The 8,963-nt window shown below is 38.7% G+C and carries 2 protein-coding genes; both read right to left on the bottom strand.

Annotated elements, in window-relative coordinates; genetic code table 11:
- A partial coding sequence (locus H7254_RS20270; protein ID WP_301934705.1) for a hypothetical protein occupies window positions 1-208 on the bottom strand: 208 nt, incomplete at its 3' end.
- A 196-nt stretch (window positions 209-404) separates the two neighbouring features.
- A partial coding sequence (locus H7254_RS20265) for a non-ribosomal peptide synthetase (protein WP_301934704.1) occupies window positions 405-8,963 on the bottom strand: 8,559 nt, incomplete at its 5' end.

Genomic DNA, 8,963 nt, shown 5'->3' with positions numbered 1-8,963 from the left:
GCTTTAAAGCAGAAAGCATGATATTTAATTGGTCGCCAACTTTAATAGGCACTTCGTAACTCTCCTGAACAAACATGTGGCTGCTATCGTAGGCAGGGTATGAGAAATAGTCCAGGTCTTTTGCAGGTGAGCAGGAAGTAAGTTGAGTAGAAAGAAATGCGGACATGATAAGATAGACTGTAAATTTCAAGGTTATATAATTTTTCATAAATAATAGTGGGATTAAACCCAAACAAACTGCCGGTCAAATAATCAAATCTTCATCAAAGAGTATCTTTCCATACCTAAAGTTGCATTTTTACAGTAAACCACTTTAACCGGTTATGCAAGTACCAATTGTTCGAATATTTAGATCATCATATATTAATGAATTAAAGAAGGGATGTATAGTACAGCCGAAAAATCTATCGGTCAGGTTTATCAAGATGTTTTTGCACCAACATAGCAAACTCATTTCCATGAACCGTTTCAAAAATGTCTGAATGGTCACCTTTAACTTCGTATAGCATTACCGATGATGCATATTCTTTCCATAAATATTTGGAATCGTAATCAAGTTCTATTTTTTTAAAATTGATCTTGTTTTGTGCATCGGTAAAGTAGTAGCGTTCTTTAGCATAAAACAATAAAATTTCTCCATCATATTGTTCTAATGTATACTTTCTACTAGCACGAGTATAGAGTTCAGATGTTTTATCAAAAATCTTAAACTCATCGTATACCCGCGCGGTATCATTTTTTGATTTTGCAGAAAACTTATTCAAAAGATTTTTTAAAGACTTTAACTTATACATCACAGTTTTCCTTGGATGCTTCCTCAAGAGGTAAAATTCAAAATCGAATTTTAAAGTTAGCTTGGCCAAAGCCGTATTAAACTTTGCGGGAAAATGATACAAATTTTTAAAAGATGGCAATTCCGGTGACACATTTCGGCCAATCAACGTGTCAAACATAGCTAGCATGTGCACTTTCTTCCCATTTCGCTGTAACTGCTTAGCCATTTCCAAAGCAATCTTGCCACCTGTGCAATGGCCGGCCAGAGCATACGGACCCTCGGGATTTAAGGCAAAAATTTCGCTAATAAACTTGCTGGCCATGCCTTCAATGGTATCGGGAAAAGTCTGTAGGTCATTAAGATCAATAGGTGGTTGTATGGAATACACCGGTTGATCTTTGTCCATCATCCTGGCAAAACGCATAAACTTATTTGCAGTACCTCCTCCACCGGCTACTATGTACAATGGAATTTTAGTGCCTGAAGATTTTATTGGAACCAAGTATTTATTGCCATTTACCGGCTGCCTGCCATTCTGTGAGGCAGTGTTATGAATATGATTGAAAACATTTGCGTTAATACTGAGATTAGTACAATGCTCAATCAATGTCTGCAAACGACTATTGTAAATGTTAAGCAGTTCTTTAACCTGCTCCAAAGAAAAGTTATTGCTATTGAAGCTTAAATTGGTAACTAACTGCCCGTTTTTTATAAAGCAATTGACCGACAGTTCTTCATTAATAATATGATATTCATTTACACCCACACCGGTAGATTCATTAGCAGGTGAAATCCAGCTTCCACCTTTAACCACATTATCAAGTTGGCCGAGGTAATTAAAAATTACATTCCATTTTTCAGGAGTTGCGAAACGGGCATCTTTATTCATATACTTCAAAACACCATACCCAATTCCTTTGTCCGGTATTTGTCGCAATTGATTTTTCACAGACACGAGCGTAGCTCCCGGGTCTGAAATTTTATTGGTCGTTAATACAAGGGGATAAATAGTAGTAAACCAACCAACTGTATTGCTAAGGTTAATCTTTTCATCTATTTCCACCCTTCCATGACCTTCCAGACCTACTGTAACATGATCAATTTTACCCCACTCACTTAATGCATTAGCAAGGGCACTGAGCAAAACATCATTTATTTCGGTTTGATATTTTTTCGATGCTTCATGGAGTAATAGGTTAGTAAGTTCCGGGCTTAGCAGCATTGCAGTGGTCCGCATATCCTTGAGCCTTACATCACTTTTATTATTGTTTCCAATGTTTAAAGGGGAGTAACTCTCAATAACATTTTTCCAGTAGTCGCCCTGTGCAAGTAAAGCAGGTTGGAGGCCATAATTACTTAACGATAGGTGCCATTGTCTGTAAGAACTACCTTTTTTACCCAAAGAAACATTTTCATTTTTCTGAATACAGCTTAAGAGGTAATCAAGGTTTTCAGCTATTACCCGCCACGATACTCCATCAACAGCCAGGTGATGCACGATGACCAATAAACGGTTTTCACTTTCAAAACCAGGAGTTTTAATAAGAACCACTCTTATAATATCACCTTTAAAAATATCCAGGCTTCGCTGGTAGTAGTTGGCCCTATCATTTATGAATTGATTGAGATCATTTACGTCTTTGTCCACTGTTTCTTCTATAACAGCAAAAGAGACATCCGAACTGAGCATCTGCTCCCAATTGCTGCCAGCGTGCTGTTGATATTTAAACCGTAATGCATCGTGGTGCGAAAAAATTACCTGCCATGCCCTATTGAGTTGATCAACACTGATGATTTTATTAACGCTCAGTAATACAGCCTGGTTAAAATGAGATACATTAACCATCTCAACTGAGTTAAGGTACCATTGCTGAATGGGCAACAGCCCACAACCTCCGGATAATATTCCCTGTTCAGCATCTACTATTTCTTCTGCACGTTGGTTTACAAACTTGGTAAGTGAATCAATATTTTGATGAATGAAAACATCCCGTGGATGAATTTCGATATTTAATCTTCGGGCTGCGTTTACAAATTGAAGCGTTAAAATAGAGTCTCCACCTATTTCAAAAAAGTTATCGTAGACACCAACTTTTTTAATACCCAATAAGGTTTGCCAAATCTGCACCAACTGTGTTTCCAATTCAGAACGGGGAGCCACATATTTATCTAATAACTCATTGCTGATATCGAATTGTGGCAACGCATTTTTATCAACTTTCCCATTGGTGTTCAGTGGTAACTTATCAGTGGTCATCCAATAAGATGGCACCATATAATCAGGCACCTTAGCCTGTAGCCAATTAATTAAATTTTGCTTGTTGAAATTTTCACCGGGAACGATGTAAGCAATCATAGCTTTAAAATTTCCGTGGTCGCGTACTATTATAACTGCATTTTTAACCATACTGTTCTCCTGCAGAATGTTTTCAATTTCTGATGGTTCTATGCGGTATCCACGAATTTTAACCTGGTCATCAATCCTGCCCATAAAGTCCAGCATCCCATTTTCATTCCATTTAACCACATCACCTGTTTTATAGAGGCGCTCAACTCTATTGCCAATTACAATCTCCACAAATTTTTCCTTTGTTAAAGGTTGGTTGTTTACATAACCTAACGATAGCCCCATACCGCCAATGTATAATTCGCCTACAACCCCAATCGGAACAAAATTTCTGTTACCATCTAAAACAAAAGATTTTATATTGTCTAAAGGCTTGCCGATAGGGATCATTTCATTTTCTAACAACGAGTTTAATGGGCAATATGTAGCAAAAACGGTTGTTTCGGTTGGGCCATAAATATTAAAGATTTTATCAGTTCCCAATGCCCCAATAGCTTTTCTTACATGAACAGAGGAAGCCGCCTCACCACCAAAAAATATCTTGCGTACGGCTGTCAACACCAAAGGATCAGCATCGATTAGCGCATTAAATATTGCAGTTGTTACAAAGCAGATAGAAATTTCTTGTTCTACAATCACTTTTGCAATTGCATCAGTATCAGCAGACCAACCCTCCTTTAATAAACATAAGGTTGCCCCGTTTAGTAAAGAACCGAAAATTTCAAAAACACTGCCATCAAAAGCGTAATTAGACCATTGCAGCATATTATCTGATGGCAAAACTCTTAGGTCATTTGCCTGGAATGCAATATTAAAAACACTTTGATTGCTTACAGCAATTCCTTTTGGTTTGCCTGTGGTGCCACTGGTATACATAATGTATACGGGTGCAATACCAGCCTCTTGAGAGGTCCTAAAATCAGCAGAACATTCTTTCGACTCCTTAATGCTTATAAGCGGAATGTCATTTACATACTGGAGAATATCAGTTTTAAAAGAAGTGTGGACTACAGCTTTCACTTGCGCATCCCTAATAATATATTCTAATCTTTCATCAGGAAATTCAACATTTAAAGGGACATAGGTACAGCCCAATTTAAGGACGCCCAAAATGCTCACAATCATATCCATTCCCCGGGGAGCAAGTATGGCTATTGCATTGCCATGCGCTAAGCCCAATTTTTTTAATTGATTGGCCAGTTTATTAGAAAGCTCATTTAATTGACGATAGGTAACCGATTGATCCTCGAAAATTAATGCTGTCTTAGCTGGAGTTAGTTTTACCTGATCTTCAAAAATTCCAATAATACTTTTCTTTACCGGAAGTGAAGTCTGGTGGTTATTTAAAGCAATTAAAGCTGCTTTTTCTTCATCCGAAATCATACTCAATTCAGCTAAAGGTCGCTCCGGATTTACACTGATGGATGCAAGCAATTCATCAAAATGAGTCATCATCCTATTTACGGAATGCGCTTTAAACAAATCAGTGCAATACTCAACTCCCAGGTATATTGCATCGGTCGTTTCTGTAATATTGAAAGTAATATCAAATTTGCTGGTATGATGGCCGCTGTATCCCTGACCGTTTTGCTCAACGTTAATATTTTTTAACGATACAGGTTTTGTGTTGCTTACATTTTGGTAGGAGAATACTACCTGTATAAGCGGGTTTCTGCTAATATCCCTGTCCAAAACCAATGATTCAACCACCTTTTCAAAGGGAATGTCCTGATTTTGGTTGGCCTCGTATATGTTGGTCTTTACCTGCGAAAGCAAACTGGTAAACGACTTATGAGTATCTACTTCGGAGCGGATAGCAAGGGTATTTACAAAAAAACCTATCAGGTTTTGGATCTCTTCGTATTGTCTTTCGGCTACAGGCGTGCCTACACAAATATCGTTTTGCCCCGTATACTTATGCAATAGCACCTTAAAGGCTGAAAGCAAAGTCATATACATGGTGGCTCCATGTTCTTTGCTTAGTTGCTGTAAACTCTTGTTATAATGGTTGTTTAATTTAAGGGACACCATTGCACCCTTTGTACTTTGAACCACAGGCCGTACAAAATCGACAGGTAAATTAAGTTTAGTAACGCCGGTTAACTTCTGCTTCCAATAATTCACTTTGTTATTCCATGCACTGGTGGCTGCTAATGTTCTTTGCCAAATTGCATAGTCTGCATATTGAATGGGTAGCGGTTCGAGATCAGCTTTCCTGTTTTCAACTTTTGAATTGTACAACTCCTCCAGTTCACGCACCATAATTGGTGTTGACCAGGCATCAGAAGCAATATGATGAAGTGTTATGATCAGCAGGTATTCATCATCCACGGGATTTAACAGGCTTGCCCTGATCATGTAATCCTTGCGCAGATCAAATGGTTTGTCAATCAAAGACTGTAATAATCCTCCTGTTTGACCTTCGACTAATTCAGTAGTAACAATTTCAATATCCCAGTTATTATTAGGCTGAATAACCTGGCAGGTAGTTCCATTGATTTCGCGAAAAACGGTACGCAACGCCTCGTGCCGATTGATTAGTTCTTTAAAAGCATACTTGAGCGCAAAAATATTAAGATCACCTTTTAAGTTTAAAATAGCTGGAATGTGATAGTGCCGGCTACCGCTTAGCTGATCGATTAACCAAAGGCGTTCCTGGCTAAACGACATTGGAATGACAGCAGGCCTTGGAATAGCAGGACTGATTGCAATTGCCGGATTAGAATCGTCGGTAGCAATTATTTGCTCAGCAAGCAATGCTATTGTTGGATAGTCGAATACATGCCCGATTGGAACTTCAACATTAAACTCTTTTCGAATAGCAGAAACTAAACGAATGGCAAGTAAGGAGTGACCGCCCTGTTCAAAAAAGTCATCCTGCATGCTGATGTTTTCCAGCTCCAACACGTTCATCCAAATTTTGGCCAACCGTTCTTCTACATTATTTTTTGGGTTGATGTGCTTGCTTGTTGAAGAACCCGCAACATCTAATTCTTTCAACTGACGCCTGTCAACCTTACCGTTAACCATTAATGGAAATACTTCCAACGAAATGATTTGAGAAGGAACCATATAGTCCGGCAACTTCTTGCGTAGTTGATCTATAATGTTATCCTTATCAAATGTAGAATGTGAAACAATGTAGGCTACTAACTTTCCATTGGTACTCTTATCCTGGTTGTATAAAACTACTGCCTGTTCAACTTCTTCAATGCTTTGAAGGGTAGTTTCAATTTCACCTAATTCAACCCTGTAGCCCCTGATTTTTACCTGGTCATCTGCCCTGTTTATAAAAGTGATGTTACCATCAGATCCATATTTTACTAAATCGCCGGTATCGTATAAAACAGGCGCATCCGGGTTATTAAAAGGATTGGTAATGAACTTTATTCGGGTGAGGTCCTCGTTATTTAAATACCCTTTTGACAAACCTTTACCTCCAATGAATAATCGGCCCGGTACACCAAGTGGCGCCGGTTGCATATCTCCGTCTAAAACATACACCACTGTGGTGCCAAAGGGCATGCCTATGGGAATTGTTTTTTGATAGGCAGAGGAACTGCCAACAACATGTAACAATTTTCCAATAGTAGTTTCTGTGGGTCCATAGTGATTGACTACCGTACAAGAATTATTAGCAGCCAAAATAGCATCAGCCATTTCGGTATATAAAACTTCCCCTCCAAAAATAAGCAGCTTATTGGGTAACAGTAATTGATCATCTACCTGCAAAGCCTTCCAATGCGAAGGAACGATCTTGATACAATCAATTGAAAGCTCCTGAAAGTAGGTGAGTAAACCATGTGCATTACTAAGCATTTCTTTTTTGAATACATGCAACACGCCGCCTGATAACAGCGAACCATATAATACAGTATTTCCAAGGTCAGTTGCTGTAGATGATAACAATGCAAAACTTTTGCAATCAGCAACTGCCAATTTATCGGTCAATCCATAATAGTAATCAACGATGTTGCCATGTGTTATCATTACCCCTTTGGGTGTACCGGTTGAGCCGGATGTGTAGATAACATAGGCAAGATGATCTGCTCCGATAACTCCCAGAGCATTATGCTTAGGTTGTAAGGAGAGAATATCTTCCTCAGGGTCCAATAAATGTAACTGTTCCCCTACATGGTCATGCAACAAATTGCTGTACTGACTGCTTAAGATTACAACCGTAGCATTCACATCTGTAATGATAAATTGAATTCTTTCTGCAGGCAGATTTGAATCGATAGGTACATAACCACCTCCTGCTTTTAGTATACCCAGTATTGAAACCACCATTTGTAACCCCGGCTCAACTAATAATGGAACCAGGCTATTTCGGGTAACGCCTTTGAAGCGCAGGTAATGGGCAATCTGGTTTGCCTGCTCATTAAGCGCGGCGTAACTCAAAGCGATACCTTCACACTCAAGTGCTGGTGCATTGGGGTGGTTGGCAACCTTATGTTCAAATAAAGAAATGATATTTTGATCCTGAGGATAGTCAACTTTTGATATGCCAAAGGTATTCGTAAGCAAAAGCTGCTCATCGTTTGAGAGCAGGCTGATGTTAGCAATTTTTGCTTTCGGATTTTTAGCAACCTGTTTCAGTAAATTTTCAAAATGAGTAACCAACCTGGTAATGGTTTCTTCTTTAAATAATTCTGTACTGTATTCAACAGTAAGACTTAATCCATTGGCTGTCTCATTTACAAAAAAGGTAAAATCAAATTTTGAAACTTCAGATTTGGTGGGTTCGTATGAGGCCTGAACTTCACCCAAAGAAACATTTTGAACTTCGGGGGTATTTAATAGGACAAGCATTACCTGGAACAAAGAAGCACGTCCTTTTTCACGGTCTTTTAAAACAGCATCAAGCACTTTTTCAAAAGGGACATCCTGGTGCTGATAAGCACCTAAAGTAGTGGTTTGCACCTGCCTTAACAGGTCGATGAATGTTTGATCGCTTTTAACCTGGTTTCGGAGGGTGATAGTATTTACAAAAAAACCAACCAACTCTTCCACTTCCTGCTGGTTTCGATTGGCAATAGATGCCCCAACCGAAATATCTCCCTGGTTTGTATACCGGTACAAAAGAATATTGAAGGCTGCCAATAAGGTCATATAAAGGCTGCAATCGTTTTGCCGGCTAATATCAACCAATGGCTTCAGCACCGATTGATCAATAAATTTAAAAATGCTACTACCCCTACTGGTACGGTTTAACGGACATTCAAAATCGTATGGTAACCGTAAAGGTGTAAAACCTTCCAGTTTTGTTTTCCAGTAACCCAGTTTAGTTTGAAGTAAATCTTCTCTCAAATGATCTCTTTCCCAAACTGCATAATCAGCATATTGTAATTGAAGGGGTGGTAACTGGTATGGCACTCCCTGTAATGTGCCACCATAATGTTGGGTAACTTCTTTTATAATTATTGGAGTAGACCAGGCATCGCAGGCAATGTGATGAATGGAAACAACTAACAAATGATCATCATCAGCAATATTTATGAGAGTGCCTCTAAGCATAAAATCCTTTGACAAGTCAAAGGGTTGCTTATTAATGTTATGAATGGTTTCATCTAGCAGCGTTTTGTTGTGCTTAAGGCTGAAGCCATCCAGGTAAGATATGCCCCAGGAGGAAAAATCTTTTAATTTTTGGTACCCAATACCATCAAATTCAACATAAACAGTTCTTAATATTTCGTGCCTTTTGATTACGCTTTTAACAGCAGCTTCCAAAGCTTCTTTATTCAATTTGCCTTGCAGGCGAAGCGCTACCAGTGTGTGATACTGGATACTGCCCTCTAACTTGTCAATAAACCACAATCTTTCCTGAGCAAACGAAAGCGG

The organism is Ferruginibacter sp., from assembly GCF_014377975.1.
Taxonomy (GTDB): Bacteria; Bacteroidota; Bacteroidia; order Chitinophagales; family Chitinophagaceae; genus Ferruginibacter.
The sequence above is the reverse complement of the archived record's forward strand: the minus strand, read 5'-3'. Positions and strand labels throughout refer to the sequence as shown.